The organism is Kribbella endophytica, from assembly GCF_054781295.1.
The window spans coordinates 599,912-626,213 of record NZ_BAAGUR010000004.1; the positions used below are offsets into that span (position 1 = coordinate 599,912).

General features: G+C 69.9%; 24 protein-coding genes. 13 read left to right on the top strand and 11 right to left on the bottom strand.

All coding sequences use genetic code 11. The annotated features are described in order from the left end of the window. Positions 1-136: 136 nt before the first annotated feature. The 4 genes from ACYVIO_RS34535 to ACYVIO_RS34550 all read right to left on the bottom strand — a co-directional run bounded on the left by ACYVIO_RS34535 (position 137) and on the right by ACYVIO_RS34550 (position 3,394). Positions 137-1,138 carry a hypothetical protein gene (locus ACYVIO_RS34535; protein ID WP_460655157.1) on the bottom strand — a complete coding sequence of 334 codons (1,002 nt, stop codon included), beginning with the start codon at positions 1,136-1,138 and terminating at the stop codon, positions 137-139. Then, positions 1,128-1,622 (bottom strand): SigE family RNA polymerase sigma factor, encoded by a 495-nt coding sequence (locus ACYVIO_RS34540; protein WP_460655158.1) that lies wholly within the window; start codon positions 1,620-1,622, stop codon positions 1,128-1,130. Before ACYVIO_RS34540 ends, ACYVIO_RS34535 begins: the two co-directional genes overlap by 11 nt. Positions 1,623-1,718: 96 nt before the next feature. After that, complete coding sequence (locus ACYVIO_RS34545) at positions 1,719-2,498, bottom strand: ABC transporter permease (protein ID WP_460655159.1); 780 nt, start codon at positions 2,496-2,498, stop codon at positions 1,719-1,721. Then, the gene (locus tag ACYVIO_RS34550) at positions 2,495-3,394 is read right to left on the bottom strand and encodes an ATP-binding cassette domain-containing protein (protein WP_460655160.1); all 900 of its coding nucleotides are present in this window, start codon (positions 3,392-3,394) and stop codon (positions 2,495-2,497) included. Before ACYVIO_RS34550 ends, ACYVIO_RS34545 begins: the two co-directional genes overlap by 4 nt. Before the next feature lie 130 nt (positions 3,395-3,524). Here ACYVIO_RS34550 and ACYVIO_RS34555 point away from each other — a divergent pair, with 130 nt between their 5' ends. From ACYVIO_RS34555 to ACYVIO_RS34590, 8 genes are all read left to right on the top strand, one after another. Continuing rightward, positions 3,525-4,733: a sensor histidine kinase gene (locus tag ACYVIO_RS34555; RefSeq protein WP_460655161.1), complete on the top strand. Its 1,209-nt coding sequence runs from the start codon at positions 3,525-3,527 to the stop codon at positions 4,731-4,733. Then, complete coding sequence (locus ACYVIO_RS34560; protein ID WP_460655162.1) at positions 4,730-5,389, top strand: response regulator transcription factor; 660 nt, start codon at positions 4,730-4,732, stop codon at positions 5,387-5,389. The genes ACYVIO_RS34555 and ACYVIO_RS34560 overlap by 4 nt, the downstream gene beginning before the upstream one ends. Positions 5,390-5,499: 110 nt before the next feature. Further along, the gene (locus ACYVIO_RS34565; RefSeq protein WP_460655163.1) at positions 5,500-6,012 is read left to right on the top strand and encodes a hypothetical protein; all 513 of its coding nucleotides are present in this window, start codon (positions 5,500-5,502) and stop codon (positions 6,010-6,012) included. 3 nt (positions 6,013-6,015) lie between these two features. Further along, positions 6,016-7,761: an aa3-type cytochrome oxidase subunit I gene (gene ctaD / locus ACYVIO_RS34570; protein WP_460655164.1), complete on the top strand. Its 1,746-nt coding sequence runs from the start codon at positions 6,016-6,018 to the stop codon at positions 7,759-7,761. Positions 7,762-7,789: 28 nt separating this feature from the next. Next, a complete protein-coding gene (locus ACYVIO_RS34575) occupies positions 7,790-8,644 on the top strand; it encodes a hypothetical protein (protein WP_460655165.1) in 855 nt (284 codons plus the stop codon). A 96-nt stretch (positions 8,645-8,740) separates the two neighbouring features. After that, on the top strand, positions 8,741-10,162 hold the full coding sequence (gene qcrB, locus ACYVIO_RS34580; RefSeq protein WP_460655166.1) for a cytochrome bc1 complex cytochrome b subunit: 1,422 nt from the start codon (positions 8,741-8,743) through the stop codon (positions 10,160-10,162). A 136-nt stretch (positions 10,163-10,298) separates the two neighbouring features. Next, positions 10,299-11,168: an LLM class flavin-dependent oxidoreductase gene (locus ACYVIO_RS34585; protein ID WP_460655167.1), complete on the top strand. Its 870-nt coding sequence runs from the start codon at positions 10,299-10,301 to the stop codon at positions 11,166-11,168. A 61-nt stretch (positions 11,169-11,229) separates the two neighbouring features. Next, positions 11,230-12,009 (top strand): isocitrate lyase/PEP mutase family protein, encoded by a 780-nt coding sequence (locus ACYVIO_RS34590; RefSeq protein ID WP_460655168.1) that lies wholly within the window; start codon positions 11,230-11,232, stop codon positions 12,007-12,009. Here the strand turns inward: ACYVIO_RS34590 and ACYVIO_RS34595 are convergent. Next, positions 12,006-14,771, bottom strand: a complete 2,766-nt coding sequence (locus ACYVIO_RS34595; RefSeq protein WP_460655169.1) for an AAA family ATPase — start codon at positions 14,769-14,771, stop codon at positions 12,006-12,008. The genes ACYVIO_RS34590 and ACYVIO_RS34595 overlap by 4 nt on opposite strands. Before the next feature lie 128 nt (positions 14,772-14,899). Between ACYVIO_RS34595 and ACYVIO_RS34600 the strand changes: the two genes are divergently transcribed. Together ACYVIO_RS34600 and ACYVIO_RS34605 are read left to right on the top strand one after the other, a co-directional pair. After that, positions 14,900-15,292 (top strand): nuclear transport factor 2 family protein, encoded by a 393-nt coding sequence (locus ACYVIO_RS34600; RefSeq protein WP_460655170.1) that lies wholly within the window; start codon positions 14,900-14,902, stop codon positions 15,290-15,292. A gap of 118 nt (positions 15,293-15,410) precedes the next feature. Beyond that, the gene (locus ACYVIO_RS34605; protein ID WP_460655171.1) at positions 15,411-16,757 is read left to right on the top strand and encodes a phosphomannomutase/phosphoglucomutase; all 1,347 of its coding nucleotides are present in this window, start codon (positions 15,411-15,413) and stop codon (positions 16,755-16,757) included. A gap of 41 nt (positions 16,758-16,798) precedes the next feature. Here the strand turns inward: ACYVIO_RS34605 and ACYVIO_RS34610 are convergent, their stop codons facing one another. From ACYVIO_RS34610 to ACYVIO_RS34625, 4 genes are all read right to left on the bottom strand, one after another. Then, complete coding sequence (locus tag ACYVIO_RS34610; protein ID WP_460655172.1) at positions 16,799-17,185, bottom strand: RidA family protein; 387 nt, start codon at positions 17,183-17,185, stop codon at positions 16,799-16,801. Further along, positions 17,182-17,310, bottom strand: coding sequence for a hypothetical protein (locus tag ACYVIO_RS34615; RefSeq protein ID WP_460655173.1), 129 nt, complete (start codon positions 17,308-17,310; stop codon positions 17,182-17,184). The genes ACYVIO_RS34610 and ACYVIO_RS34615 overlap by 4 nt, the downstream gene beginning before the upstream one ends. Positions 17,311-17,407: 97 nt before the next feature. Next, complete coding sequence (locus tag ACYVIO_RS34620) at positions 17,408-18,415, bottom strand: hypothetical protein (protein WP_460655174.1); 1,008 nt, start codon at positions 18,413-18,415, stop codon at positions 17,408-17,410. Positions 18,416-18,520: 105 nt separating this feature from the next. After that, a complete protein-coding gene (locus tag ACYVIO_RS34625; RefSeq protein ID WP_460655175.1) occupies positions 18,521-19,216 on the bottom strand; it encodes an alpha/beta fold hydrolase in 696 nt (231 codons plus the stop codon). 132 nt (positions 19,217-19,348) lie between these two features. Here ACYVIO_RS34625 and ACYVIO_RS34630 point away from each other — a divergent pair, with 132 nt between their 5' ends. Further along, positions 19,349-22,126 (top strand): ATP-binding protein, encoded by a 2,778-nt coding sequence (locus tag ACYVIO_RS34630; RefSeq protein WP_460655176.1) that lies wholly within the window; start codon positions 19,349-19,351, stop codon positions 22,124-22,126. Positions 22,127-22,147: 21 nt separating this feature from the next. Here the strand turns inward: ACYVIO_RS34630 and ACYVIO_RS34635 are convergent, their stop codons facing one another. Next, positions 22,148-22,786, bottom strand: a complete 639-nt coding sequence (locus tag ACYVIO_RS34635) for a DUF2461 family protein (RefSeq protein WP_460655177.1) — start codon at positions 22,784-22,786, stop codon at positions 22,148-22,150. A 70-nt stretch (positions 22,787-22,856) separates the two neighbouring features. Here ACYVIO_RS34635 and ACYVIO_RS34640 point away from each other — a divergent pair, with 70 nt between their 5' ends. Further along, positions 22,857-23,126, top strand: coding sequence for a WhiB family transcriptional regulator (locus ACYVIO_RS34640; protein ID WP_460655178.1), 270 nt, complete (start codon positions 22,857-22,859; stop codon positions 23,124-23,126). Between the two features lie 34 nt (positions 23,127-23,160). Continuing rightward, the gene (locus tag ACYVIO_RS34645; protein ID WP_460655179.1) at positions 23,161-24,147 is read left to right on the top strand and encodes a methyltransferase; all 987 of its coding nucleotides are present in this window, start codon (positions 23,161-23,163) and stop codon (positions 24,145-24,147) included. A gap of 39 nt (positions 24,148-24,186) precedes the next feature. Here ACYVIO_RS34645 and ACYVIO_RS34650 read toward each other — a convergent pair whose 3' ends face one another. Then, positions 24,187-26,202 carry a PPC domain-containing protein gene (locus tag ACYVIO_RS34650; RefSeq protein ID WP_460655180.1) on the bottom strand — a complete coding sequence of 672 codons (2,016 nt, stop codon included), beginning with the start codon at positions 26,200-26,202 and terminating at the stop codon, positions 24,187-24,189. Positions 26,203-26,302 lie beyond the last annotated feature (100 nt).

The following is a 26,302-nucleotide window of genomic DNA, read 5'->3' on the forward strand; positions in this document are numbered from 1 at the left end:
CGACGGGTGCGCGGCCGCGGGACGAGCTGGCTCGGGCTGGGTCCGTCAAGTAGTCCGCTCGTCGCGCTGGCCCGGGCCGGCAGGTCCGTCCGGGACGAGGGAAAGCGCCCGGGACCCCGGGCGCCTCCCCTGCCGTTTACGGAATCGCGGTCGCGGCGTCGAACCAGGTACCGGGATCGTTCGCGTCGGGTGCCCGGTCGAGGTTTGCGGCGATCTTGTCGAGTTCGGCGCGGGCGTTGGCCAGGGTGGGCGGGACGCTGATGACGAGTTCGAAGCCGTTGCCGGTGATGGTCAGTTGGGGGCGGGTGGCGATCAGGTGGAAGATCGTCTGCGACCGCGTGGGGACCGAGGTCACGCTGTACTCGATCCGGATGTTCGGGTCCTTGTCGGCGGTGGTGATCCCGCCAGCGGACGGCGCGCCCTTCGACGAGTAGACACCAAAGCGCTTCGGTACGGCGTCCAGGTGCTGATCCTGGCGGATCGTTGACACGTCGGTCGGCCGGAAGCCGGCGGGGAGGTACTTGACCCGCAGCGGCGAGCGCAGCTCGGACCGGCCGAGCGTGGACCGTTGGGCGATCTCGAGCGACTGGGCCGCGTCGAACTCGAAGGTGGTGGGCTTGGTGCACTCGCTGCGGGCCCAGGCGTTCTCGGCGTACGGCCAGACGATCGCGCCCTGCCGGAGCGTGCCGTCGGGGTTCCTGGTCGATCCGTACTGGAAGCCGTGGCTCGTCCCGACGGCGATCGGAGTCGCTCCGGCCGGGATCTGCTGCACGTCGAAACCGCCGGGGCGGTACCGCGTGACGACGCAGCGCGGCTCCGGTCGGCCGGTGTCGAGCAGGACGGAGTGATTCCCGTCGCTGGTGATGCCTTGCGAGCTGTACCGCATGCCCGGCAGCAGGTCCACGGTGATCCCTGTGAACCAGGGGCTCGACGGCGGAGTCGCAACCGGCGGCTCGGACGTCCGGGCCGCCAGTGGGATGGCAACGGCGGCCGCGGCGGTCGCGAGGACAACCCCGACCACCATCGGCGTCCGCCCGCGTCGTACCGGGCGACTGACGCCGGCCAGTACGTCGTCGGGATGCGGTGCGGAGCTCGCGAGGTGGTCGAAGGCTTCGCGCAGATCGTGTTCAGTTCGCATGCTGGGCTCCGGTCAGAGTGGGAGTGAGTTCGACGCGCAGGGTGGCCAGAGCGCGTGACGCGTAGCCACGCACGGTGCCCGCGGAGCAGCCGAGGGTCTCGGCGATCTCGTGGTCGGACAGGCCGCCGTAGTACCGCAGGACCAGGACCGCCCGCTGCCGAGCCGGCAGCTTGGCCAGTTGCGCGATCAGTTCGTCCCGATCGGCGTGCTGGTGCGCGTGATCGGGCGCTGTCTCGTCGACCCGGACTTCCGGCCGCGGGATGATCCGCGACCACTTCCGGCGCCAGGACAGGAACTCGTTCACCACCATTCGCCGGACGTACGCGTCGATGCTGTCCGCCTGGCCGACCCGCTCCCACTTCCGATGGGCCTTGAGGAGTGCGTCCTGCACGACGTCCTCCGCGAGGTGCCTGCTCCCGCAGAGCACGGTCGCGAAGCGCAGCAACGCCGGCAGGCCCCGATCGGTCCATTCGTCGAAGGTCAAGGAACACTCCCAGGTCCGAGGCCGGCGGAACGCGGCCTGTCTCCCTACAGACGACACGTTCCGCCGATCTGTTGTGCGATCGGCGGAACGGAGCGATCAGGCGGACTTTACTTCGCGGCGGAGCAGCCGGAGGAGACCGAAGGCCAACGGCAGCAGGACCCAGATCGTCCCGGAGACCGCGATGTGCGCCCAATCCGCGGGCTGGAAGGTCTGCTGCTCGAACGCCGGGGCCATCGCGGTGTTGAGATCGAGCCAGGGGGCGACGTTCTCGAGGGCGCCGACCATCGAGAACAGCACGTTCCAGGCGATCGGGAGTACGTAGTACAGGACGATCGCGGCCGCGGTGTTCATCAGCAGCATGCCGAAGGCGAAGCCCTGGACGATCCCGATCAGCTGGAGGGCGAAGAAGTCGCGGACGTTGGCCGCGCCGACGTTCCAGGTGCCGGCGCCGTCGAAGAAGGCGGCTCCGGCGACGTTGCTGAGCGCCGCGACGCCGAGGGCGACGATGACCGCGACCAGGCCGACCAGCGTGACCGCGACCAGCTTGGCGACGGCGACGCGGATCCGGCTCGGTTCGAGGGTGAAGGTGACCAGGCCGGTGCGCTGGCTCCACTCGGCGGTGACCGCGAGGATGCCGAGCACCGGAAGCAGGATGCTCTGCGGCGTCGCGGTCGCGCCGATGAAGTTGAGGTACGTCAGCTGGTCGGGATCGGCGACGAACAGGAAGACCGCGATGACGGCGATCGTGATGGCGCCGATGGCAACGAGCAGCCAGAAGCCCGCGCGGGTGTTGACGAGCTTGCGCAGTTCGACGCGCAGCAGCCGGCTGAACGGAACGGCCGTCACCCTCGGATCGGGCGCAGTGATGGTGCTCATGCGGAGACCTTCTCTCGTGCGTCGTCGGCGGTGAGCTGGAGGAACATCTCTTCGAGTCCGGCGCCGTCGGCGCCGCGCAACTCGGTGATCACGACGCCGTACGTCGTACCGGCCGTCGCGACCTGCTCGCGGGTCGCCTCGACGACATACGCGCCATCCTTGGCAGTGGTGTAGGAGTAGCCGGCGAGATCGAGGCACCGCGCCAAGGCCGCCGGGTCAACGCCGCGAACCAGGGTGCCCGCCGCGTTCAGCAGGTCAGACTTGCTGCCGTCGGCAACGATCACGCCGCGCCCGATCACGACCAGGTGGTCGGCGACGACCTCGATCTCGTGCAGGAGGTGCGACGACAGCAGCACGGTCCCACCGCGGTCGGCGAAGGCCTTGAGCAGCCCGCGCATCCAGTGGATGCCGGCCGGGTCGAGTCCGTTGGCGGGCTCGTCCAGGATCAGCACCTGCGGATCGCCGAGCAGCGCGTGCGCGATGCCGAGCCGTTGCCGCATGCCGAGCGAGTAGTTGCCGACCCGCCGGTCGCCCTCGTCCGCGGCCAGGCCGACGACCTCGAGCATCTCGTCCACCCTCCGGCGGTCCAGGCCCATCACGGTGGCGCCGAGGCGGAGGATCTCGCGGCCGGTCCGGCCGGTGTGCTGCGCGGAGGCGTCCAGCAGGACGCCCACGTGCCGGCCCGGGTTCGGCAGTTCGGCGTACGGGACGCCGAGGATCGTGCTGCGGCCGGCGGACGGCGGTGTCAGGCCGGTCATCATGCGCATCGTGGTCGACTTCCCGGCGCCGTTGGGCCCGAGGAAGCCGGTGACCGAGCCGGGCAGCGCCCGGAAGGACACGCGGTCGACGGATTGGTGAGCGCCGTAGCGCTTGCTGAGTTCTTCGACGATGATCATGGGCCGAGCCTGCGCCCGAGACCTGGGTCGACACATCGGGCGCAGGGCCATCACCGCCGAACCGCGGTAGGGGCCGGACCCCTTCCACGGTCTCTGCCCCTCGCCGGACAACTCCCGTACGGTGAGTGAGGTGGACGCCATCCAAGCCGCGCCACCACCTCCGCTGAGCCGCTGGCAGTCGACGTGGCGCTACGGCTTCGCCATCGTCGTCGGCGCCGGCTTCTGGATCGCGAGCTACTTCAACCTGTACGACGGCCGCCTGAACGCGCTCTGGATCGTCGATCTGTTGCTCGGAGCCCTCGGAGTGTTCCTGCTGCGGCTGCGCCGGCGGTATCCGTTGGCGATCGCGCTGATCATCAACGTCTTCGGCACCTTCTCCACGTCCGCGTCCGGCGCGGTGGTCGTCACCACGATGTCCCTGGCCACGCGCCGGAAGTGGCGCGAGATCGCGCCGGTCGCGGTGGTGGGCTTCGTGGCGTCCGTCGTCTTCTTCGAGACCCATCCGGGCTCCGACGACTCGGTGTTCTCCTCGTTCCTGTTCACGCTCGTCTTCGTGAGCGGCGTGGTCGCTCCTGGCATGTACGTCGGGGCGCGCCGCGATCTGCTGGCCGGCCTGCGGGAACGGGCCGATCGGGTCGAACGCGAGCAGGGTTTCCGGATCGCGCAGGCGCAGCTCACCGAACGCGCCCGGATCGCTCGCGAGATGCACGACGTACTGGCTCATCGGTTGTCGCTGGTCGCGCTGCACGCGGGTGCGCTGGAGTACTGCCGGAGCCTCAGCGACGACGAGGTCGCCGAGGCGGCGGCTGTCACCAGGCAGAGCGCGCATCTGGCGTTGGAGGAGTTGCACGACATCCTCGGCGTACTGCGGGAGCTTCAGCCCACGGCGTCGCCGGAGCGTCCGCAACCGACGCTCGTCGACCTCCCGGCGCTGGTCCAGGAGGCTTCGCACTCAGGGGCGAAGATCCGGTTGCACAACCGGATCGAGAGCCTCGCGTCGGCGCCGGACGCGCTGGGACGGAGTGCGTACCGGATGATCCAGGAGAGCCTCACCAACGCCCGCAAGCACGCGCCGGACACCGCGGTCGACATCACGCTCGACGGCGGGCCGGGTGAGTTGCTGATGCTCGAGGTCCGCAATCCGCTGCGACTCGGCTCGGCTGTACCGACTGGCGCTGGTGTCGGGCAACCGCCGCTCGGCCCCGAGCAGACCCCGCCCGGAGCCGGCCTGGGGTTGCTCGGGCTAGCAGAGCGGGCCGAACTCATCGGCGGCCGCTTCGAGCACGGGACCACCGACGGGCAGTTCGTCGTCCGGGCCTGGCTGCCGTGGCCGGCATGACCGCGGTCCGGGTGGTGATCGTCGACGACGACGCGCTGGTCCGTACGGCGCTCGCGATGATCCTCCGCGACGACGCATCGATCGAACTGGTCGGCGAGGCCGACGACGGTCAGACCGGGCTCGACTTGATCACCCGCGTCGCGCCTGACGTCGTACTGCTCGACATCCGGATGCCACGGCTCGACGGCCTCGACGCGCTGGCCCAGCTGATGAAGCAGGAGAGCCCGCCCAAGGTGATCGTGCTGACAACGTTCGACGCCGATGACCACGTACTGCGGGCGCTCCGCGGCGGCGCCAGCGGCTTCCTGCTGAAGCACACACCACCAGCGCAGATCATCGATGCCGTGCACCGCGTCGCCGACGGCGACCACATGCTCTCGCCCAGCGTCACCGCCCGCCTGATCGCCCGCCTGAACGACTACGAACCGGAACCGCAGCGAGCCAGCCAGGCCCAGACACTGACTGACACCCTGACCGCTCGCGAACGCGAGGTGGCCGTCGCGGTCGGCGCCGGCAAGGTCAACGCCCAGATCGCCGAGGAGCTCTACCTGAGCATGGCCACGGTCAAGGCCCACGTCTCCCGGATCATGGTGAAGCTCGACGCCACCAACCGCGTCCAGATCGCCAACCGCGTCCACGACGCGGGCCTGCTCTGACACCTCGACAACAGTCCTGGGCCGTTGTGTACTCGGCTGAGGGGATCACGTCGGCGGAAGACATCCGCCGGTGAGCTGGTCGGCCGGACGCCCCCGGCCGGGAGGTTCTGATGGCTACTGGTCACGGAGAAGTCGCCCTGGTGCCGATCCTGTCGCGCGGGCGGCACAGCAATCCACGGCGAGGCGCGTGCTTCATGGAGTACGCGTCGCTGCTGGCCGGCGTCAGCTGGTCGGACCATCCGGACTGCACCCATCCACTGCTCGCGCTGGTCGCGCGGGAGGTGAACGACGAGATCTCCGACGTGGCGCGGGTCGAACTCGTGCCGATGATCCCGTCCGTCATCGGCCTGTACCCGACCGACCCGGGCTTCACCTCGGACCTGGTCACTCATTGCATCCAACTGGTCCTGCCCGTGGTGTCGCCGCAGTTCCAGCAGACCCTCAACGATGCGCTGCACAGGGCGCGTCCGGCGGAAGCGCCGCTCGTCGTCGCGGGCACGATCCGCGCGGTCACCGACTTTCGAGCGCCGTACGGCGACCAACTGCTGCTGCGGCTGCTGACGGGCGCCATCGAGATCGCCCGGTCGCACAGCCCAGTCCTCACGACCGCAGGGAGGCGGTGACCGATGGTCGACATCGTCGAGCGCCGGCAAAGCGCGACCACGAGTGCGAGGATCGCGCGCCGTAGCCCGGGACAGGTCGTGGTCCGCCTGCTCACGACGACCGACCACAAGGTGATCGGCCACCTCTACCTGATCACGTCATTCGCGTTCTTCCTGCTCGGCGGCCTGATGGCGCTGCTGATCCGCGCCGAGCTGTTCTCCCCCGGCCTGCAGATCGTGAACGAGGAGGTCTACAACCAGCTGTTCACGATGCACGGCACGATCATGCTGCTGCTGTTCGCGACGCCGCTGTTCGTCGGCTTCGCGAACGTGATCATGCCGGTCCAGATCGGTGCGCCCGACGTCGCGTTCCCGCGCTTGAACATGTTCAGCTACTGGTTGTTCCTGTTCGGCGGCCTGATCGCGTCGGCGGGATTCCTCACGCCGCAGGGTGCCGCGGACTTCGGTTGGACGGCGTACGCGCCCCTGTCGGACGTGACCCGCTCCCCCGGCATCGGCGGCGACCTGTGGATCATGGGCCTGTGGATGGCCGGTCTCGGCACGATCCTCGGCGCGGTCAACTTCGTCACCACGGTCATCACGATGCGCGCGCCCGGGATGACGATGTTCCGGATGCCGATCTTCACCTGGAACATCCTGGTGACCTCGATCCTGGTGCTGATCGCGTTCCCGATCCTGGCCGGCGCGCTGCTGATGCTGGAGGCCGATCGACGACTGGGAGCGCAGGTCTTCCACGCCGGCAACGGCGGAGCCCTGCTCTGGCAGCACCTGTTCTGGTTCTTCGGGCATCCCGAGGTCTACATCATCGCGCTGCCGTTCTTCGGCATCATCACCGAGATCCTGCCGGTCTTCAGCCGCAAACCGGTCTTCGGGTACGTCGGGCTGGTGGCGGCGACACTGTCCATCGCGCTTCTGTCCACCGCGGTCTGGGCACACCACATGTTCGTCACCGGCGCGGTGAACCTCCCGTTCTTCTCGTTCATGACCTTCATCATCGCGGTGCCGACGGGGGTGAAGTTCTTCAACTGGATCGGCACGATGTGGGGCGGATCTCTGTCCTTCGACACCCCGATGCTGTGGGCCGTCGGGTTCCTGACGACGTTCCTGTTCGGCGGTCTCACCGGCGTGATCCTCGCGTCGCCCGCGCTCGACTACCAGGTGTCCGACACGTACTTCGTGGTCGCGCACTTCCACTACGTCGTCTTCGGCACGGTCGTGTTCGCGATGTTCGCAGGCTTCTACTTCTGGTGGCCCAAGATGACGGGCCGGATGCTCGACGAGAAGCTGGGCAAGCTGCACTTCTGGCTGCTGTTCGTCGGCTTCCACACGACGTTCCTGGTGCAGCACTGGCTCGGGGTCGAGGGCATGCCCCGCCGCTATGCGACGTACGGCGCGAACGAGGGTTTCACCACCCTGCACCAGGTCTCGTCCGTCGGCGCGATGATCCTGGGCGCCTCGACGCTGCCGTTCTTCTACAACGTCTACAAGTCCCGAAAGGCGCCGCTGGTCGGCGTGGACGACCCCTGGGGCTGGGGACGCTCGCTGGAATGGGCGACCAGCTCACCACCGCCGCGGCACAACTTCGTCACCCTCCCCCGCATCCGCTCCGAGTCCCCCGCCTTCGACCTCCATCACCCCGACATCGCGCTGATGGAGTACCCCGATAGCGGCGCTCCACGGGACAACCTGCTGGATGCCGGCGAGGACCAAGGCAGAGTCGAGACCCTCGAGGAGAACGACGGCCGTTAGTACCCCGAGGTGATGCCATCCTGTGCTGGTGAGCGCTGCCGAGTGGGCTGACCAGCAGGTTGCCGCCGTACGGGACGATCCGCTGGGGCGATTGGCGCTCATGCAGCGTTGTTACTACGGCCCGTACGGCAGCGCGCCGCGGCATCTGCCGTTTCGCCGGGCTGCGACGTCCGCCATGCGGTGGGAACTGGCGCGCGGCGTACTGCGACCGCCCACCGGCGAACGGCCCGGCAGTCCGTGGTGGCGGGCGGTCAACGAGCAGATCCTCCGCGACGGCTGCGAGGCCGTAGCGCTCACCGGCGACCTGCCCGGCACTCCGTCGTCACGAGCAGTCGGCTTCTGGCAGTCCTTCGCGCAGTACCCGACCTCGCACGCCTGGTGGCGGGCCCACAACGCCAGCGTCGTCACGGCGTACGCCGAGCATCTGAAGCTGGCGACCGAGGAGACCCTGGCCGAGCGGTTCTTCATGAACGTCGTGCTGTGCCGAGTCCTCTACACCCACGCCCTCGTCGCCGCGCCGCGCATGGCGTTCAGCTGGCTCAGCCCGATCGCACCCCTGCTCGGCGACCCGCGGCTCGGGATGGCCGGCATCTTCGTCCAGCTGTCCCGCGTCCTGCCGGACCTGTACCCGCTCGACGAGGACGTGCGCTTCTACATCCGGGCCGAACTGGGCTTCGGGCGGCTGCTCGACTACGGCATGATCGTGCCGCGGCTGCGGCAGGTCTACGAATGGTCCGCTGCCGAGCTCGGGATCCCCGAGCTCGTGGACTGGGTCGACGAAGGCGCCCTGGCGTACGCGATGACCAGCGCCGAATGGCGGATGTGGGATCCGGCGCCGCGCGCACTCGTCCGCCTGATCCGTCGGGTGCTCCCCGCGACCTAGCGCCAGCGTGAGGTGCGCCACGGGACGTCACAGTCGGGACGGCTGCGGGGTCATACGGGTAAGAGCGTCGTGCCCGATGACAGGGAGGGGCGAGTCATGCACCGTCCGTGGAACAAGCTCCGCACCAGGATCTTCCCCGATCACTGGTCGTTGCTGTTCGGTCAGATCGCCTTCTACAGCTTCGTGGTGATCGTGCTCAGCGGCATCGTGCTGATGGTGTACTACGACCCGTCCGTCGAGCACGTCGTGTACGACGGCCCGTACGCACCGCTGCGGGGCGTCCACATGTCACGGGCCCTCGACTCCACGCTGGGGCTCAGCTTCGAGGTACGCGGCGGGTTGCTGGCGCGGCAGGTTCACCACTGGGCCACGCTGCTGATGGTTGCCTCGATCATGCTGCACCTGCTGCGGTTGTTCTTCACCGGCGCGTTCCGCCGGCCGCGGCGGCTGGCCTGGCTCGTCGCCTTCGGCCTGCTCGTGACCATGCTGGGCGCGGCGATGACCGGCACCTCGCTCCCGGACGACATGGCGTCCGGGATGAGCCTCGCGGTACTCGACGGTGTGTTGAAGGCGACTCCGTTCGTCGGCACGTGGCTCTCGGAGCTGCTGTTCGGCGGGCAGTTCCCGGGCAATGTGATCGCCTGGTTCTACCCGTTGCACGTCTACGTCCTGCCCGCCGTACTGGTCCTGCTCTTCATCGCCGCCGGGGTCCTCGCCCTCAAGCACCGGCCCGCGCAGTACGCCGGTCCTGGGCGCACCGAGGACAACGTGGTCGGCCATCGAGGAACCGTTGCCGCGGTCAAGAGCGCCGGCCTGTTCTGCTTCGTCGCGGCGATCGCGCTCTTCATGGCCGCGACGGCGACCATCAACCCGATCTGGCTGTACGGCCCCGCCGACCCGGCGAACGCCTCCGCCGGTGTCGGTCCGGCCTGGTACCTCGCCTTCCTCGACGGCTCGCTGCGGATCGCGCCTGGCTGGGAGTTCGTCCTGTGGGGCAGGACCTTCACCGTCGCGATCCTGCTGCCGGTCGCGATCTGCACGCTGTTCCTCGCACTCGTTGCCGTCTACCCCTTCATCGAGGAGCGCCTCACCGGCGACCGCCGAAACCACCACCTGCTCGAACGGCCGCGCACCAACCCCACCCGCACCGGCATCGGAGTCGCCGGCATGACCTTCTACGGCGTCCTCTGGGCCGCCGCCAGCGCCGACACCATCGCGATCCTCTTCCACCTCTCCGTCAACGCCCTCCTGCACGCCTTCCAGATCCTCCTGATCCTCGGCCCACCGGTCGCCTTCGCGTTCACGCGCCACATCTGCCTAGGCCTGCAGGACCGCGACCTGGAGATCGCCACCGTCGGCCTGGAAACCGGCCAGCTCCTCCGCATGCCCAACGGCGAGTACGTCGAGAAGCACCGCCCCCTAGACCCCTACCGCCGCTGGCAACTCGCCGGAAACCGTCCCTCCACGGCCCCGCCGCTCCCCGCCCCCAAACCAAAGGAACCCGAACACCAGACCTGAGCGGGGGTCGTGAGGGGGAGGGAGCCTGTCGCCCCGCCTGCGCTTCGCTCGGCGACGATCCGCCCCCGGCGCGCACGCCCTCGCCCCGCGCACGCCCACCCCACGCTCCCGACCACGCGTGCGCGAGGATACGGGCATGCGCTTCTCGATCAATGTTCCGAACTTTGGTGACTTTGCTGATCCTCGCGTGGTGGCGCGGGTGGCAGCCGCGGCTGAGGAGGCCGGTTGGGACGGGCTGTTCGTCTGGGATCACGTCGTCCACAACAAGGCGAAGCGGCAGGGCCAGCCGTTCGGGGATCCGTGGATGCTGCTGACCGCGGCTGCGCTCGCGACGTCGCGGATCAGTCTCGGCCCACTGGTTACGCCGGTCGCGCGGCGGCGGCCTGAGCAGCTCGCTCGGCAGGTTGCGACGCTGGACGGGCTCAGCGGCGGGCGGGTGATCTTCGGGGCCGGTCTCGGTGGGCCGATCGACGACGAGTTCGGCAGCTTCGGCGACGTGACCGATCCCAAGGTGCTCGCGGGCCGCCTGGACGAAGGCCTCGACCTGCTCGCCCGGTACTGGTCCGGCGAGACGGTGAACCACCACGGCGAGCACTACCAGGTCGACGACGTGACGTTGCTTCCGGCAACCACTCGGGAGCCGCGGCCGCCGGTCTGGATCGCCGGCTACTGGCCGCGCAAGGCACCGATGCGGCGCGCCGCCCGCTGGGACGGCGCCGTACCGCTGTTCCAGAGCGCCAACCACGGCGAGGCTCCGCCGGTCGACGAGGTCCGCGAGCTCGTTGCCTACCTCAACGAGCACCGCACCGATCCGACCACGCCGTACGACGTTGTCGTGGGCGGTATCAGCCCGGCGGATCCGGCCCGCTCTCGCGCGCTCGTCGAGCCGCTCGCCGACGCCGGCGCGACCTGGTGGGACGAACGCCAACTCATCACCGGCACCGACTTCTACCGCCTGGAGCCGATCCTCCGGCGCATCGAGCAGGGCCCGCCGAACCTAGGCTGACTGGCTCGTTGCCGAGGGCCGAGACGGAGCGTTAACCTTCTGGTGGACAAGGGCTGATGACATGAACACTTCCGAGCTCCGGCAGCGCTGCGACCTCCTTCGGTCGCTGCATCGTCCCGGTACGCCGCTGCTGCTTCCGAACGCGTGGGACGTCGCCACGGCCAGAGCCACCGTCGCCGCCGGATTCCCCGTCGTCGCGACCACGAGCGGTGGAGTCGCGGCCACTCTCGGATACGACGACCAGCAAGCCGCACCGACCGACGAGATGTTCGCCGCGGCCGCGCGGATCACCCGCGGCGTCGACGTACCGGTGACCGTGGACGCCGAGGCCGGCTACGGCCTGGAACCGGCCGAACTGGTCGCCGCGCTCCAGGCGGCCGGCGCCGCAGGCTGCAATCTCGAGGACACCGACTACAGCGACGGCGGCGTGCGCCACCTGCGCAAGCACGCGGACTGGCTGGCTGCCGTTCGACAGGCCGCGTCGGACGCCGACTACCCGCTCGTCATCAACGCGCGCATCGACGTGTTCGTGCAGCCGTTCTTCACCGGCGCCGGTCCCGAGGCGGCGGCCGCGCTTCTTCCCGATGCGATCGAGCGTGCCGAGGCGTACGTCGAGGCGGGTGCCGACTGCGTGTACCCGATCCTGTTGTGGGAGGGCGAGGCGTTGCGGCAGTTCGTCGTACAGGTTCCTGGTCCGGTGAACGTCCTCCGGCTCCCCCAGACGCTGTCCGTGGCCGAGCTGGCTGCGATCGGTGTCGCGCGGGTCAGCTGGGGCACCCTGCTGCACACCAACGCGATGGCTCGCTTCAGCGAGGAGCTCACCGCGATCAGCGGCGACTAGACCGAGTCGAGGCGACTCACCGGCAGGCCTCCGAGCTGGTTGCGCGAGCTGATCCCGAGCTTCGCGAAGACCTTCCGCATGTGCCACTCGACGGTGTGGCGGCTCAGGTAGAGCTCGGCGCCGATCGCCGGGTTGGACAGGCCGTCCCGCGCGAGCTTGGCGATCTGGGACTCCTGCTGGGTGAGCACGCCGCGGCTCTCGTCACCGCGTCGACGGGCCGTGTCGCCGGTGGCAACGAGCTCCCGGCGGGAGCGTTCGGCGTAGGCCTGGGCGCCGATCCTGTTGAACAGGTCGTACGCCGTACGCAGCTGCGCCCGCGCATCGACGCGCCGCGCCGACCGTCGCAGCCACTCGCCGTACACGAGATGTGCGCGAGCCAGCTGAACGGTGACGCGCGTCTGCCCGAGTCGCTCCAACGCCTCGCGGTACAAGGCCTCGGCAGCCTCGCCTTCGCTGAGCAACGCCTGCGAACGAGCCTGTACCCCGAGCGCCCAGTTCGTCCCGGCCACGCTCGTGCGTTCCTCCAGGCGTCGTAGCGCGTCCTCGGCCTCCTCACGGGCGCCGCTGCGGACGGCTGCCTCGATCAGTTCGATCAGGGAGAAGCCGTAGACGCCGAGGTCGTCGTACTCGCAGGCTGTCCGGGCGGCCTCCAGCGCGGCCTCGTACCGGCCGAGACCGTTGTACGCCACCGCGTTCGCGTAGCCCACGCCCCCGAACAACCCCCGGCCCTCACCGCGAGCGACCAGCCCTTCGAAGTCGAGCTCGAACGATTCGCGAAGGACCTCCGGCGCGGTGCCCCGCCACGCGGTGAGCAGGTACAGCGGATACCGCACCGCCGGGCTGCCGGTCGCCCTCACGATCGCGTCGCTCTCCTCGAGCAGCGCCGCCGCCGACGCGAACTCGCCGGCGTGCACGTGAGCCACAGCTCGGTACCCCAGAGCCAGCGGCAGCACCGAGAGCGCGCCGGAGTGACGGCACAGGCCGACCGCCCGCTCGACCAGCTCCTCACACTGCACGTCGTCCCACAGGTCGGCCGCGGCGATCCACGGCAGGTAGAACCACCGCAACATGTCGCTGTCCTCGACGCCGGACTCGAAGGCCTCCAGCGCACGGCGCAGCGGAGCCATCCCCGCCGTGTAGCCGTCGGTGATCCGGATCGCCAGACCTTCGAGCAGGAGGTCAGCCGGCTTGGGCGGAGCGACGCCAGGAGGGGCCTTCCGGGCAGCGGCCGCGACCTCCAGCGAGCCGACCTCGCGCTGCAGGCGTCCCGCGTAGATCGTCGCGCCGATCGCCTCCAGGTAGCTTTCGCGCGCTGTCGTGATGTCGTGCGGCGCGAGCTTCTCGGCGGCGTCGAGCAGCAAAGGCGGCGCGTCCATGCCGCGGTTGCGCGCGAATGCCAACTGGGCGCGGAGACGAGCCAGCTGCGCGCGCCCGAGATCGTCCAGCGGGCCCGCGTCCGCCGCGGCCAGCAATCCGTGGGCGGCCTCCAACGCCCCCGACTCGATCCTCGCCCGGGCGGCGGCCAGGGCGCGGCGGCCGCGCAGTACCGGATCAGGCGTCAGCTCGGCGGCTCGCTCGAGCAGCGCGGCGGCAGCGGCGATGCCACCACGAGCCTGCGCTCGTCCGGCGGAGCGCTCCAACTCGTCTGCCACGGACGCGTCCAGGCCGAACGTCGCGTGCCCACGATGCCAGGCGCGCCGATCGGGGTGCTTCTGTGAGTCGGTCACTTCGGCCAGTACGCCGTGCACCCGCATCCGGTCGGAGACCCTCGAGGCCCGGTACACGCCCGAGCGCACCAGCGGATGCCGGAACTGCACGTGCCCGCCGAGTTCGACGAGCCCGGTCGCCTGGGCCGCGGCCGCTGCGTCGGGGCTCAGGCCGAGCTGGCTTGACGCGCGCAGCAGCAACGCCACGTCGCCCATCGGCTCGGCGGCCGCCGTCAGCAGGAGCAACCGGGCGTCGTCGGGGAGCGCCTCGAACTGCCGTACGAAGCTTTGCTCGATCTGGGTCGTCAGCGGCGCGGCGTCCGGAACCTCGAACCCACCGGCCAGCTCAGCCAGGCTCAGGCCCCGCGGCAGCTCCAGGAGCGCGAGCGGAACGCCCCGGCACTCCGCGATGAGCCGATCGCGGACGTGCTCGTCCAGGCGTCCCGGCCAGGCCGCATCGATCAGCGCACGCGCATCACCGGCCTTCAGGCCGGCGAGCACGAGGTCCGGGAGCCCGCTCAGCTCTTGCAGCTGACCGGACTGACGCGCCCCAATCACCAGGCCGACCGACTCGGCCAGCAGCCGCCGGGCAACGAACGCGAGCGTCTGCACCGACTCCCGATCCAGCCACTGGGCGTCGTCGATCACGCAGAGCAGTGGTTGCTCCTCCGCGGCTTCGGAGAGCAGGCTCAGTACGGCGAGCCCGACGAGGAACCGGTCGGTCGGAGCTTTCGGGCCGACCCCGAAGGCCGTCTCCAGCGCGTCACGCTGCGGCCCGGGCAGCCGCTCCCGCAGCGGGAGCAGCGGCGCGCACAGCTGGTGCAACCCGCCGTACGCGAGCTCGATCTCGAACTCGACACCCGTTGCCCGCAGCACCCTGTAGTCACGCGCACCCCGCCGGGCGTACCCCAGCAACGCCGACTTCCCGACTCCCGGCTCCCCACGCACGATCAGCGCCTGACTCCGGCCCGCCCGCACACTCTCCAGCAGCCGGTCCACGACCTGGCACTCCCTGTGCCGACCACGCAAGCCGTACGCCGGATCCTCGGTCGACATACCAGGACGCTACAACGCGGACCCGACAGTGCCAATCAACATCCGAGGACAGCTGACCAGGGGGTGACACGGGCGCGAAGGCCTCGGCTCGTGCGGCACGGTGTCAGGACCGGACTCGAGGGGTGGACATGAGCACTGAACTGATCGACGCGACGAGGAAGGCCGCGGTCGAGGAACACTGGCGCGCGTCCGAACGTGGGGACAGCGAGGCCGAGCACGCCATCTACGCGGTGGACGCCGAGCTGTTGTACCCGCAGTCCGGCGAGCGCTTCCGCGGTCGGGCGACCATCGCGGCGCAACGCGGGGGCCATCCCGCCGAGCGCCACTTCAGCGTGCGGCGCGTCGTCGGCCGGGGCGACCTCTGGCTCAGCGAGTGCACGATCTCGTACGACGGCGTCCCGACGTACACGGTGTCGATCATGGAGTTCCTTTGCGACGAGGTCGTGCGCGAGACCCAGTACTTCGCTGATCCGTTCCCCGCCCCAGCGTCCCGAGCGGCGCTGGCCGAGCCGGCCTCGTGACGGCTTCGGGCCACGCGCGGGGCCCGTGGCAGACCAGGGTGTCTCAGGGGCGCGAGTGACGGCGCGCGGGGAGCACGCTTTCTGGTGAGGGGCTTTTCTGTGCGAGGAGGAGACTGGCATGCGAGACCTCAGCGGTCTGATCAAGGCGTATGACATTCGGGGCACGGTGCCGGATCAGCTTGACGCCGGGCTGGCGTTCCAGGTCGGCGCCGCCTGGGCGGACGTGAGCGGGGCCGAGGTGATTGCGGTCGGGCACGACATGCGGGTGTCCTCCCCCGCGCTCGCCGCCGCCGTTGCCGACGGCATCGCGAGCCGGGGCGTCGACGTGCTCGCGATCGGCCTGGTCTCGACCGACCTGCTGTACTACGCGTCCGGCGTACGGGATGTGGCGGGCGTGATGATCACCGCCAGCCACAACCCGCCGGCGTACAACGGCATCAAGTTCTGCCGCGCGGGCGCGGCGCCGGTCGGACAGGACACCGGGCTGGGCCAGATCCGGACGCTGCTGGAGAACGGGCTGCCCGCGTACGACGGCCCGGCCGGGACCGTGCGCTCCGAGGATCTGCTGACCGGGTACGCCGACTATCTCCGCAGCCTCGTCGATCTCGGCGGCAGCCGCCGGCTGAAGGTCGTGGTGGACGCCGGCAACGGGATGGCCGGGCGCACGGCTCCCGTCGTACTGGATGATCCCGCGATCGAGCTCGTCCCGCTGTACTTCGAGCTCGACGGCACCTTCCCCAACCACCCGGCCAACCCGCTGGACCCGGCGAACCTGGTCGACCTGCGCGCCGCCGTCCGCGAGCACCACGCCGACGCCGGCCTCGCCTTCGACGGCGACGCGGACCGCTGCTTCTTCGTCGACGAGAACGGCGACGCGGTGTCGCCCAACAACGTGATCGGCCTGATCGCCAGCCGCGAACTCGCCCAGCACCCCGGCGCGGCGATCGTCTACAACGTCATCACCAGCAAGGCCGTCCCCGAACTCGTCACCGAGCTCGGCGGCAAGCCCGTTCGCAGCCGCGTCGGGCACTCGTTCATCAAGCAGGCGATGGCCGACCACGACGCGGTCTTCGGCGGCGAGCACTCGGGCCACTACTACTTCCGCCGCTTCTGGCGAGCCGACACCGGCATGCTCACCGCACTCCACATCCTGGCAGCACTCGGCGAGACCGACCAGCCGCTGTCAGCCCTCACCGCCCAGTTCAACCGGTACGCCGACAGCCGCGAGATCAACAGCACGGTCGCCGACGTCCCCGCCATCCTCGACCGCGTCGAGGCCCACTACACCGCTGAGGGCGCGACCGCCGACCACCTCGACGGCCTCACGATCACCCAACCTGACGGCACGTGGTTCAACCTCCGCCCGTCCAACACCGAGCCCCTCCTCCGCCTCAACGTCGAGGCCGCCGACGAAGGTCGCATGACTCACCTCAGCCAGGAGGTCCTCACCTTCCTCACCCCATGACCACCTGGGACGACCTCGTCCACGCCTGTCGCCTCAGACCCTCAGGTCCGGACCCGCCACGCGACCGCGTCGGCCGCGACCCGGTACCCGTGGTGCAGCCCGGCCACCTGAAGGACCGCGCGAGCCGGCCGGTGTTCACCGAACACCTCGGCGTACACGACGTTGACCGCCTCCCAGTCGCCGACGTCGGTCAGGAACAAGGTCACCTTGGCCACCGAGTCGACCGCTCCACCGGCCGCCTCGACGACAGCGACGATCTGCGCCAGCACCCTGTGCGCCTGCTCGGCGACGGTCGAGTCCGCCGCTGCTCCCTGCGGCAACTGCGCCGAGACCCAGATCGTGCCGTCGGGCGTGACCGTGGCCGGCGAGTAGTGCCCGAGCGGCACCGCCACACCAGGAACGGCGACGAACTCGAGCGGCCCGCTCATCGCTCCCCCGCCCTGGCATCCGGGCGTACGGACCAGGTGATCGGGCTGTGCTCGTGCGGACTGCCGTTACCGGCCTCCGCCGGCAGCAGTCGTTGGGCAAGCAGGTCCATGCGATCCAGTGACATGCGTCAACTCTCTTCCTGGCGAACGGTTCTCAGCTGCGTCCCGGCGAAGATGTTCGCGCGACCTCCCGACCGTAGCCGCCGTGGGTGTCCCTTCGAATCAGCGGGCGGCGCCGCAGGTCTGTTCAACTCGGCGGTAGTAGGAGCGCGCGGCGACGGACAAGGACATTCCGAGTCCGGCGAAGGCGAACCCGCCGAACAGGACCATCCAAGCCAGTCCACTCGCGGTGAACGGCGCCGGATCGCCCTTCCCAGGGACCACCTGAGTCAACGTCAGCGAGCCCAAGACAGTCAACGGCACGCCGTACAGGGTGAGACTGGCGGCACCCACGGCGGCCGGAAGGAGGAGCACGCGAACGACCCTGCGGGTGTGCAGCAGCGCGGCGACCAGGGCGGCACCGACGAGCGCGGCCAGGACGGTGATGTCGATCCCGGCCCGCTCGAGGAGCCTGCTCACCAGCGACAGGTCGGTCGAGGCCATCGTGGCCTGCCACTCGTCGCCCGTCACCCCCAGCACCGATCCGCCCAGCACCCAGACCGACTTCATGGTTGCCCAAGGCAACAGCCCGACCAGCAGCCCGTACGCCGACCACCGGCTGCGTGCCGACGAAGGACCCGAAACGCGCCGAACCGTGCGCCCGCCGACCTCCCCCGGATGACTCCCGCCGCACCGCGGACACCGCGACCGCCGGCGCCGCGACTGAACTTGAACCGTCGCGAACAGCACCACCGCACCGACCAGCGCCGCAAGCTGCGTCACCAGCGCGAGCGGACGCTCGACCGTCCCGGACGCGACGATCCCAACGGCGCTCAACGCCAGCCCGAAAGTGCCGACCCCTGCCGCAACAGTCGCGAACACCAACCCCGCCACTGCAGCCTTCGACGTCGCGCGCGCCCACACGAGCGCGGCAACACACCCAGCCAGCAGCAGGACCGCGATCGCAGTGCCGACGGCCCAGCCACCGGGTGGATCACCGTCGACGTTCGCCACCGGAAACCCGGCCCGTCCACCAGCGATCCAGAACACCGCCAGAGCGCCGTACAGCACAGCCCAGCCTCGTGCCGCCGGCCCGACCCACTCCGGCCACTGCCGCATGATCCTTTGCATACTTGAAGAATCGCCCGCCAGCCATCCCGCCAGAACCCTCTGCGGAGGGATCTCTCTCCCCCGCCAGAGGGATCCACGAGCGCCGCCGCGCCGGCGCTGGTCGGATCAGGCGAGGGACTCCACCGCGGAGTGGATCAGGTCCGCCACCGCCTGCGGCTGGGAGACGTAGACCGAGTGGCTGCCGGGGATCTCGCGGGTGGTGGCGCCGGCGCGTTCGGCCATCTGACGCTGGGCCGGGGGCGGGATCATCCGGTCGTCGGCGGCGACCAGGTACCAGCTCGGCTTGCTGCGCCAGGCCGGTTCGGTGACGATTCCGCCGAGCGCGTCGAGACCCCACGGGACCTGGGAGTCGGCCATGAACGCGGCCTCGTCGGACGGTAGGTCGCCGGCGAACGAGTCGTGGAACTTGTCCCGGTCGAGGAACAGGTACCCGTCGCGCGGCGGCAGGATCGGCGGCACCGGCGCACCAGGCGGCGGGTCGGCGATCAGCGTGTTCACCGACTCGCCCTTGTCGGGCGCGAAGGCCGCGATGTAGACGACCCCTGCGACCCGCGGGTCGCTGCCGGTCTCGGTGACCACCACCCCGCCGTACGAGTGACCGACGAGCACCACCGGGCCGTCGAGCTCGTCGAGCACCTGCTTGGTCGCGGCGACATCGCCTTCGAGGGACACCGTCGGGTTCTGTACGACGGCCACGCGGTGGCCTTGGGCGCGGAGCCGGTCGTAGACGCCCCGCCAGCCGGAGCCGTCGACGAACCCGCCGTGGATCAGTACGACGGCCGGCCGGGTGCTTGCGTTCATTGCTGCCTCCTGAGGTCGGTGAAGATGACCACGACGCTAAGGAGGGAGCCGCCCTGCGCGCAGGCGGGAAAACCCTCGACGGGGTTCGCCGCGACCCTCGATCCGGCGCGCGCCGTGCCGCAGAATGACCGGATGGACCAGGCATCGGCGGCCGCCTACGGACTGTTCGGCCGCGATGACGCGGTGCGAGTGGTCGGCGACCTGCTCGACCACGGCGGCAGCGTCGTCGCGGTCGGCGAACCCGGGGTCGGCAAGAGCAGCCTGCTGAAGGTCGCCGATCAGCTCGCGCAGCGGCGCGGGCGCAGGGTGCTGTCCGTCGCTCCCACCCAGTTCGACCGTGGCCTGCCGTTCGCGGGCTTGGCCGAGCTGGTCAACCAGTGCCCGGACGGAGTGGTCGACCACCTGCCGGGACCGCAGCGACGTGCGCTGGCCGTCGCGTTGCAGCGAGCCGAACCGGACGGCCACGCGATCGATCCTCTCGCCGTACCGTTAGCCGTTCGGACCGTGCTGACTCACCTGTACGACGCCGAGCCCGTCCTGCTGATTGTCGACGATCTGCAGTGGCTTGACCCGGCCAGCGTTGGCAGCCTCGGCTTCGCCGTACGCACCGCAGACCCGGGTCGGCTCGGAGTCCTGATCGCATCGCGCCCGGACCCAGACGCCGGCGCCGACCTGCTCCGGTCCGTGCCCGAACCGCGGCACGAGCTCGCACTCGGACCGTTGTCCGAGGCATCGATCGGCCAGCTCCTGCGCAAGCGGCTGGGCCCGCGCTGGATCCCGCCGTTGGCCGCGGGCGTCGCTCGGGCCAGTGGCGGCAACCCGTTCCTGGCCTTGATGATCGCGCTGGCGATGCAGTCCGACGTGTCGAAGTGGCGCTGGAGCGCCCAGCAGGGCCACGACCCGATCTTCCCCGTTCCGCCGAGCCTGGTCGGGCTGCTCCACGAGAAGGTCGGGTTGCTTCCCCAGGAAGCGCGCGACGTCCTGCTCCTGGTCTCCGCGGCGGGGCGGCTGACGGTGGCGCAGCTGCAGCGGATGGTCGAGGAGCTCCGGTTGCGCTCGGCGCTCGAGGCCGCCGGTGATCTCGACGTCGCCGGCGTTGTCGCCGGAGCGGTGGTCGCGTTCACGCACCCGCTCCTGGCTTCAGCCCTGTACGACGTCGCGAAGCCCGACGAGCGGCGGCGGACCCACCGGGTGCTCGCCGACAAGCTGGAGGACCCGGTCGAACGCGCTCGCCACCGAGCCAGATCGACCACCACACCTGACGAAGCGGTCGCGAGCGAGCTCGAACGGGCCGCCGACACCTCCCGCGGTCGCGGCGCCCAGCAGCTCGCCGGCGAACTGCTGGAAGGAGCGGCCCTGGCCACGCCCTCCGGCACCGGGGAGAGCTTCCGCCGTTGGCTCCGCGCCGTGGACACCTACGTCGCCGCGGGCGACCTCCTGTCGGCGGAGTCCGCACTGGAGCAAGGAGCACCGCTGGCCGTCGTACCGGTGGAGCACGCTCAGGTCCTGGCGCGCCGGGCGCGGCTGACCAACAGCTTGCAGGGATCTCGCTCGTTGGCCGAGCAGGCCTTCCGGATGGCACCGCCCGGTGAGATCCGGGCGGAGATCCTGCAGACGCTCAGCGAGCAGCACCGGATGGAAGGCAACGGCCGGCTCGCGCTGCGGCTGGCCCGGATGGCGATCGCCGAGGCCGGCACGGCTGGGCGACCGGACATCCAACTGGTCGCGTTGTACCAGCGGCAGTCAGTCGAGTGGATCTGGGCGCTGGACGATCCGGCGCAGACCCTGCGGGACATGGAGAAGCTGGTCGAGACGTCAGCGATCGAGCTCACCCCCGCCGAGTGGGCCGGTGCGCACGCCTTCTACGCCGCCTGGAACGACCCGCTCGCCGAGTCGGTCGTTCGCGAAGCCATTGCGCGAGCGCTCGAGGCCGGCCGGTACGGCGACCTGTCCAGCCTCTACATCTGGCTCGTCCTGGTTCTCATCCGCGCCTCGAAGGTCCACGACGCCGAGGCCGCGCTGAACGAGGCCGACCGTTCCGGCGCGTGGACGACGCTGGGCCTGCAGTCGAACATGGCCCGCGTCCTGATCAAGGAGTACGCCGGTGATCTCGACGCGGCCCGGGAAGTCGCCGAGGGCGCGGTCTCGCACGCCAGGTCCAGCGGGCTGCGGTACTGGCTGGGCGGCTTCCTCGCGCAGCTCGGCTTCATCGAGACGTCGGCCCGCAACTGGCACGCGGCGCTCGAACCGCTGCGTGAGCTGGCGGACATCTTCGCGAGCACCAGGATGGTCGACCTCGAACAGCTCCTCTGGCCTGTCGACCTGGCCGACGCCGCTCTCCAGGTCGGCGCTCTCGACGACGTCGAGACCGCGATCGCCCTGCTCCGCAGGCAAGGCGCGGCCGGACGCCCGGAAGCAACCATCGCCGCGGATCGTTGCCAAGCGCTACTAACCGCCGTACGAGGTGACGCGGCGGGCGCCGTGACCGAACTCCGGCGGCTCGTGGACCGCCCCGGATCGGAGTGCCCGTTCGAAGCGGCCCGGACCCTCCTCGCCCTCGGCCAGGTCTACCGCCGCGCAGGCTTCCGGTCCCTGGCCAACGAAACCCTCACAGAGGCCGCCGAAACCTTCGAAGCGCTGGGCATCCCCCGCTGGGCCGAGCGCGCCCGCGACGAAGCCGACCGGGTCGGCCTGCACCCCAGCCCACAGTTGCTCACGGCAACAGAGCGCCGGGTCGCCGACCTGGTCGCCGCCGGCCGCTCGAACCAGGAGGCCGCCGCCGAGCTGTTCCTGTCGGTCAAGACCGTCGAAGCCAACCTGACGAGGGTCTACCGCAAACTCTCCGTCCGCTCCCGCACCGAACTCGCCAACCACCTACTCACCCCAGGTGCCCAACCACCAGGCCCATGAGCTCGGTGCCCACACCAACAGTCACAGGTGCGACTCGGCGACGTTCCTCACCAACCAGTTGGCCAAGGGCCGGAGTTGGGTGAAGGCGGCGAGGACCTGGTCGGCGGCGTCGGGGGTGTGGAGCCAGTCGTCGCAGCCGAGGTGGCGGGTGGCGAGGAGGGATCTGTGCCGGAGCAGCTCTGCACGAGGGTGGTCGGGCGGATAGCCGCGGAGCGGGCGTTTCAGCTGGTCGCCGGAGAGCTCGAAGCCCTGCGCCTCGAGCTGGTTGAGGATGGTGACCAACCGTCGGCCGGACCCCTGGGAAGCGACCGCCAAGCGGTAACGCTCGATCTGGATCGGCGGCGCGTACCACCACGCCGCGCGGACCTCGAGGCCGTCGAGGTCGAAGCCGACGGCGAGCTCGACGTTGGGGGCCAGCCGGACGATCGAGCCCTGCCGCTGCCAGGCGCTCATGATCACTTCGCCGTACCTCCAGACCGCGAAGTCCTCGTACGCCGGATCGTGGTCGGCCACCGCGTTGAGCAGGTCGACCATCGGCTTGCGGACCAAGTTCTCCCGGTCGCGCCGCAGCGCTTCCCTGACGGAGACCGGCGGATCGCCCTCGAGCTGCAGCAACACGTCGAAGGCCGACCGCGGCCACCCCTCGAACACATCCGTCATGAGAGCCGAGCATAGTGAGCGGCTCCGACAACAACGTCACAAAAGCACCGTGCTGTCCGGTCTTACCAGCATGAGATGGCTACAGAGGGCAGCCTGCCGCACTGAGGATCCCGGCCTGTTCTTCCCGATCGGTACGACGGAACCTGCCCTGCGGCAGATCGAAGAAGCCAAGACTGTCTGCGCCCACTGCGAGGTCACCGACGCCTGCCTCGACTGGGCGCTGCGCACCGGCCAGGACGCCGGCGTCTGGGGCGGCCTGTCCGAGGACGAGCGCCGCACCCTCCGCAGACAACGGACACGGCCCCGAGCGGAAGCGCGAAATCTGGAACTGCCCGCCTAGTCCCACCGGCCGCGAACGGGTGGATGATCGCCCTATGGACAACCGCGAGCGGCTTCAGGCGATGGTGACGGGCTTCCGCGTGTCCGCGGCGCTCAGCGTTGCGGCCGAACTGGGCCTGTCGGACGAACTGACCGCCGGCCCCCGCACGCTCGCTGAACTCGCCGAGGCCGTCGGCGCGGACGAGGAGACCTTGGGCAGGCTGCTCCGCGCGCTGGTCGCGGCCGGCGTGTACGACGAAGGCGACGGCCGCTACCAGAACACGCCCCTGGGCGAAGGACTGCGATCGGACCTCACCGGCTCGCTGCGCCCGCTGGCGAGGACCCTGCAGGATCCCGCCCTGTGGGCCGCCTGGGGACACCTGGCCCACAGCGTCCGGACCGGCGAGACGGCCTTCCCGGCGTTGCACGGCGTCGACGTGTGGACGCACCGGCAACGCCTGCCGCAGCAGAACCAGATCTTCAACGAGACCATGGCCGCGCTGACCGTGGACATCGCGCGAGCAGTCGCGACAACCTTCGACTTCACCCAGCACAAAACAGTCGTCGACGTGGGCGGTGGCCGCGGCGTGCTGCTCGAAGCGGTCCTGACCGAGCACGAGCACCTCGAAGGCACCGTCTTCGACCTGGCCCAGGCAGTAGCGGAGGCACCGAAAGATCCGCAGTTGCGTGAGCGCTGGTCAGCCGTCGCCGGAAGCTTCTTCGACGACGTGCCCCCGGCCGACGCATACCTGCTGAAGTCGATCCTGCACGACTGGCACGACGACCGCTGCGTCGACATCCTGCGCACCTGCGCCGCCTCGCTCAACCCCGGCGGCGTCGTCCTGGTCGTCGAAACGGTCCTCGACCGCCCGGGCCACGAGCTCGGCGCGGCCTTCTCCGACCTCAACATGCTGGTGCTGCCCGGCGGCCGCGAACGCACCGAGCGGCAGTTCGCCGACCTCTTCACCGCCGCCGGACTGCACCTGAACCGGCTGATCGACACCCCGACCCGGATGTCGATCCTGGAGGCGAGCAAGCACTGAGAGGGATCCCGGCAGCCCGGGATCCCTTCAGCGAAGCGACTAGCCCTTGGGCTTGCTCAGCGCCCAAGCGGTGTTGTTGAGCGTGTCCTCGATCCCCGTGAAGCCTTCGTTGGGGTTGTAGACGTCCTCGCCGAAGTCGACGTCGACGTCATCGGCGGTGCCCCCGAGGCCGTCGGCGCCGACGCCGTACAGCAGCGGGAAGTTGCCGCCCTGGTCCATCAGGTTGTACGTCGCGTTGAACTGGTCGACGTGGTAGCTGCCGACGAAGTGGCCGGCCTCGTGGGAGGTCACGTTGCCGACGACCTGGGAGATGAACTTGATCTTCTGCGCCGCGGTCGCCCCGGCCGGCAGGTAGCTGTTGATCGACGGGTCACCGAACCCGTTGGCAGGGTTGGACAGTACGTCGAGCAGCACCAGTGCGGTCTCCTCGTGACCGAAGTTGCCCGGGTCGATGGTCTGGGCGATGCCGATCGTGTTGATGCCGGACTCGGCGATGGTGCCGCCGACGACGATCCGCGAGACGTTCTGCTGACCGAACTGGTCGGCCGACCCGCGGCTGTTCAGCACCTTGACCTGGACGTTCGGGTTGAGGCCCTGGGCGATCAGGTCCTGCTTGAGGTTCTCGGTCACCGTCGCGGTGATCTTGGTGATCAGCTCGGCCTCGGCCGACCGCGGCAGCCCCCAGCGGGCGATGAACGCGGAGAACGGCGACAGGTTCCGTACGCCGAGCGAGGTGTCGCCGAAGATCGACGTGTTCACCCGGGCACCGTCGAAGTCGAGGAAGATCGTCTGCTGCTTGGTGTCCACCTCGGTGCCGGGACGGTAGGCCTCGACGGTCGCGTCGTAGTTCCCGATCCCGTCCTCGACCGACACGGCGTACCAGCCGGCCTCCTCCGCGACGTACCCGAAGACGGCGTTGCCACCGCCGGGCAGCGGGGACGTGACCGGGTACAGGCTGGACGCGTCCTGCTGGGAGCCGATGCTCTGGCTGCCGTCGATCCGGTGGACGACGAGCCGCCCGGCCGAACCGGTCACGCTGCCGCCGAGGACGTCGCCCTTCTTCAGCTTGACGCCGTAGAAGTCCTTGTCGACGATCGCGGCGGAGATCGCCACCTGGTAGGCGCCTTCGTCGGCGCCGCCGAGCCCGGAGCCCGAGTCGTTCGGGTCGGTCGGGAACGGGCCGTCGAGGCTGAACCCGGAGACCAGCACGAAGTAGTCGCCGGCGGCCGGGAGGTCGAAGCTCAGCAGGCTGGTCAGTCCGTTGCCGCTGTCGTCGTCCACGGCCAGCTGCTCGCCGGCCGCGTTGTAGACGGCAACGACGGTGTCGGTCGGAGACCCCTCGGTGCTCACCTTCAGGGTCAGGCCCGTGCTCGTCGCGGTCAGCTTGTAGAAGTCGAAGTCGTTCGTGCCGTCACCCGCCGAGCCGTGCGGACCGTCGCCGAGCGTGGCGCTGGTGACCACGGCCCCTCGGCCCGCTCCGATCCCGGTCGAGGTCGCGATCGGGATCGCGCCGTTGTCCTCGGTTCCGGCCGGAATGCTGACCGCTGTCGGCGCCAGGTTCGGCATCGTGCCGAGGATGCGCAGCCGCGGGTTCTGCTTGGCGCCGGTCCCGAAACCGTTCACCGGTTCGGCGGCCAGGAACGAGTCGTTGGTGCCGCCGAGCGCGTCCGGCTCCAGTTCGTCGTACAGCAACGGCGACGGGAGCGCCTTGCCCGCCGCCTTGTTCTTGGCCGCGGCCAGTGCGGGCGACTTCGCCCGTTGCTTGCCCTGGGCGTCCATCAGGGAACGCCAGTACGACCAGTCGGTCGCCGTGGCGTCCGGGCTGTTGGCCAGGTACGGGTTCGGCATCCCGACTTCCTTGCCGTTGACCACGGCCCTGGGCGGCTTGCTGCTCTTCGGCGCCAGCTGCACGCCGGACTGCAGGACGGACTTCTGTTGCGGTGTGACCGGATCCCCAGAGTTCGACAACACCGCGGCACTGCCCTGGCCCGTGGCCGCGGCGACCAGCGCCACGGCCGAGATGCCCACCAGGGCACGCTTGAACTGCGGATTCATGCGACTCCTCCCGATTGCCCCACGCTCGCCGGCTGTCGCGCCGCGAGCCCACTCCCCCGAGCGTGGCTGCACCATAGGTCGAAAGTTGACCGCCTGTGAA

Excerpts from the sequence above, each read along its gene's own strand:
- ACYVIO_RS34610 (WP_460655172.1), bottom strand. The coding sequence starts at position 17,185 with ATGAGCGGGCCGCTCGAGTTCGTCGCCGTTCCTGGTGTGGCGGTGCCG.
- ACYVIO_RS34585 (WP_460655167.1), top strand. The coding sequence starts at position 10,299 with ATGCGCTTCTCGATCAATGTTCCGAACTTTGGTGACTTTGCTGATCCT.
- ACYVIO_RS34625 (WP_460655175.1), bottom strand. The coding sequence starts at position 19,216 with ATGAACGCAAGCACCCGGCCGGCCGTCGTACTGATCCACGGCGGGTTC.
- ACYVIO_RS34550 (WP_460655160.1), bottom strand. The coding sequence starts at position 3,394 with ATGATCATCGTCGAAGAACTCAGCAAGCGCTACGGCGCTCACCAATCC.
- ACYVIO_RS34590 (WP_460655168.1), top strand. The coding sequence starts at position 11,230 with ATGAACACTTCCGAGCTCCGGCAGCGCTGCGACCTCCTTCGGTCGCTG.
- ACYVIO_RS34650 (WP_460655180.1), bottom strand. The coding sequence starts at position 26,202 with ATGAATCCGCAGTTCAAGCGTGCCCTGGTGGGCATCTCGGCCGTGGCG.
- ACYVIO_RS34545 (WP_460655159.1), bottom strand. The coding sequence starts at position 2,498 with ATGAGCACCATCACTGCGCCCGATCCGAGGGTGACGGCCGTTCCGTTC.
- ACYVIO_RS34535 (WP_460655157.1), bottom strand. The coding sequence starts at position 1,138 with ATGCGAACTGAACACGATCTGCGCGAAGCCTTCGACCACCTCGCGAGC.
- ACYVIO_RS34640 (WP_460655178.1), top strand. The coding sequence starts at position 22,857 with ATGAGATGGCTACAGAGGGCAGCCTGCCGCACTGAGGATCCCGGCCTG.
- ACYVIO_RS34605 (WP_460655171.1), top strand. The coding sequence starts at position 15,411 with ATGCGAGACCTCAGCGGTCTGATCAAGGCGTATGACATTCGGGGCACG.
- ACYVIO_RS34565 (WP_460655163.1), top strand. The coding sequence starts at position 5,500 with ATGGCTACTGGTCACGGAGAAGTCGCCCTGGTGCCGATCCTGTCGCGC.
- ACYVIO_RS34615 (WP_460655173.1), bottom strand. The coding sequence starts at position 17,310 with ATGTCACTGGATCGCATGGACCTGCTTGCCCAACGACTGCTGCCGGCG.
- ACYVIO_RS34595 (WP_460655169.1), bottom strand. The coding sequence starts at position 14,771 with ATGTCGACCGAGGATCCGGCGTACGGCTTGCGTGGTCGGCACAGGGAG.
- qcrB (WP_460655166.1), top strand. The coding sequence starts at position 8,741 with ATGCACCGTCCGTGGAACAAGCTCCGCACCAGGATCTTCCCCGATCAC.
- ACYVIO_RS34630 (WP_460655176.1), top strand. The coding sequence starts at position 19,349 with ATGGACCAGGCATCGGCGGCCGCCTACGGACTGTTCGGCCGCGATGAC.
- ACYVIO_RS34645 (WP_460655179.1), top strand. The coding sequence starts at position 23,161 with ATGGACAACCGCGAGCGGCTTCAGGCGATGGTGACGGGCTTCCGCGTG.
- ACYVIO_RS34635 (WP_460655177.1), bottom strand. The coding sequence starts at position 22,786 with ATGACGGATGTGTTCGAGGGGTGGCCGCGGTCGGCCTTCGACGTGTTG.
- ctaD (WP_460655164.1), top strand. The coding sequence starts at position 6,016 with ATGGTCGACATCGTCGAGCGCCGGCAAAGCGCGACCACGAGTGCGAGG.
- ACYVIO_RS34600 (WP_460655170.1), top strand. The coding sequence starts at position 14,900 with ATGAGCACTGAACTGATCGACGCGACGAGGAAGGCCGCGGTCGAGGAA.
- ACYVIO_RS34560 (WP_460655162.1), top strand. The coding sequence starts at position 4,730 with ATGACCGCGGTCCGGGTGGTGATCGTCGACGACGACGCGCTGGTCCGT.
- ACYVIO_RS34620 (WP_460655174.1), bottom strand. The coding sequence starts at position 18,415 with ATGCAAAGGATCATGCGGCAGTGGCCGGAGTGGGTCGGGCCGGCGGCA.